The organism is Pontimicrobium sp. MEBiC06410, assembly GCF_053601615.1.
Genome location: NZ_JBSHNT010000067.1, coordinates 1 through 2,576 on the forward strand (window position 1 = coordinate 1; position 2,576 = coordinate 2,576).

Genomic DNA, 2,576 nt, shown 5'->3' on the forward strand with positions numbered 1-2,576 from the left:
AAGAAAAGTCAAAAGCAATACAAGCACACAGCGATAAGTTTATCAAAGCCCCATTTAATTTATCAGAAGGGCCATTATTACGCGTGTTATTACTAACCACAGGAAAAGATAAGTATGTTTTAGGGTTATGCATGCATCATATCATCTCAGATGGTTGGTCTTTAAACATTATGGTAAAAGAATTAAATGCACTGTATTTATCCCAAACAAGAGGAGAAGCCGTAGCACTAGCACCCTTACCAATACAATACGGTGATTATGCAGTATGGCAACGCGAGTTGTTTGCCAGTAACCACTACAGCGAAGGCCTATCTCACTGGAAAGAACACTTAGCTGGTTATAGCGATTTAGCATTGCCAACAGACTATACCCGCCCAAAAGTAGGGACAGGTCAGGGCGCACAAAAACGAGTAACACTCTCCCCAGCACTAAAAGAAGAATTAAACCAGCTAAGCCTAACCATAGGTGGCACACTCTTTACAAGCCTGTTAAGTAGTGTATACATCCTATTGCATAAATACAGCGGTCAAGAGGATATTTGTATCGGCTTACCAGTAGCCAATCGCGGACACCATGCCGTAGAAGGACTTATCGGATTCTTTGTAAACACACTAGTAAACCGTATCAAATTAAAAAGAGAGGCTGATCTAGAAACCCTAATAAAAACAGTCCAAAAAGAATTAATACGCAGTCAAGAATACCAAGACATCCCGTTTAATAAAATAGTAGAAGCCGTACAACCAGAACGCCAAACCAGTAAAACACCAATCTTTCAAGTTATGGTTAACTACGTTCAATTAAACGAGACGCTAGAATTAGGCGAAGCCGAAGTAACAAGAATAGCACAAGAAGGAAGTACTAATGTAAAATTCGATTTAAACCTAAGCTTTTTAGACCATGCAGAAGCCCCATTACAATTAGCCTTAGACTATAATACCGATATCTTTACAAGTGAAACAGCAGACCGTTTATTAACCAGTTTAGTATATATTCTTAATACGTTAGCAAAATCAAAGACAGTCTCATTACAAAGCTATAATATATTAAGCCCAGAAGAAGAAACAAAATTACTGAGAGGATATAACGCAACAAAGTCAAACTATAATAAAGAAGAGCTTATACATGAGCAATTCGAAGCCCAAGCCAAAGCCACACCAAAAGCCACCGCAGTCCTTTTTGAAGACAGAAGCCTAAGCTATGACGCCTTAGATAAAGCCTCAAACCAATTAGCCCATTACTTACAAAGTCACTATACCATAAGTCCAGGAACCCTAATAGGCGTTAAATTAGAACGTAACGAAACCCTAATAATAAGTCTATTAGCCGTATTAAAAACAGGAGGAGCCTATGTCCCATTAGATGTCAACTATCCAGCAGAACGAATCGCTTACATAGAACAAGACAGTAATAGTACGTTAGTATTAGACGAAACAATCTATAACAATTACTTGAAAGAGCAGGAGAATTATGCAACCCATAAAGTAAAAAATAACACCCGCTCAACAGACCAAGCCTATGTCATTTACACCTCAGGAACGACTGGTAAACCAAAAGGCGTTATAATAAGACATAAAAACGCAACAGCCTTAATACATTGGGCTCAACAAGAATACAACAGCAATACCTTTAGTACAGTATATGCCTCAACCTCACACTGTTTTGATTTATCCATATACGAGATGTTCTACACCCTATCCGTAGGGAAAACCATCCGCGTGTTAAACAATGCCTTAGACATCTCCAAACACCTAGACAACGATAAAGACGTTGTTATAAACACAGTGCCATCCAGTATACGAACCTTACTAGATGAAGGCGTAGACTTAAGCCCAGTCAGTATTATAAACCTAGCAGGAGAGCCATTTCCATTAGAAATAGCACAACAATTACAACGCACAAGAGCAGAAGTCCGTAACCTGTACGGTCCATCCGAAGACACCACATACAGTACATATTATAAACTAAGTAAAAGCAAAACCTATAACACAAGCATCCCAATAGGGCGTCCAATAGCCAATACCCAAGCCTATATACTAGACAAGGGGCACCAATTAGTACCATTAGGCGCAATCGGTACCCTTTACCTCTCAGGCGAAGGTATCACACAAGGCTATTTAAACAAGCCAGAAATAACGGCAGCACGTTACGTGCCTAACCCTTACGAAAAAGGCAGTACAATGTACAACACAGGCGATTTAGCCAGATGGTTATCAGACGGCACAATAGAATACCTAGGCAGAGAAGACGACCAAGTTAAAGTCCGCGGCTATAGAATAGAATTAGGAGAGATAGAAACCGCATTAAACAACCAAGCAAACATAAAAGAAGCTGTAGTTATAGCCAAAGCACACTTAGGGAGCAAACACCTAGTGGCCTATTGCGTTTTAGAAGCCCAATCTATATTAGAAGTCCAAGCAATAAAAGACAACCTTTCGGTAAGCCTACCAGAATATATGGTACCAAACTTTATTATAGAAATAGATAAAATTCCATTAACCCCAAACGGCAAAACCGATAGAAAACAATTAGAAACGCTAAGCCTAGAAGTAGAAAGCACCACCCAATACGTAGCACCA

At 39.4% G+C, this 2,576-nt stretch carries 1 protein-coding gene; it reads left to right on the plus strand.

Features of this window, described 5'->3' with window-relative positions:
- Positions 1-2,576 (plus strand): non-ribosomal peptide synthetase (locus tag ACVC08_RS00440; RefSeq protein ID WP_452600547.1); only part of this gene is annotated, 2,576 nt, incomplete at both ends.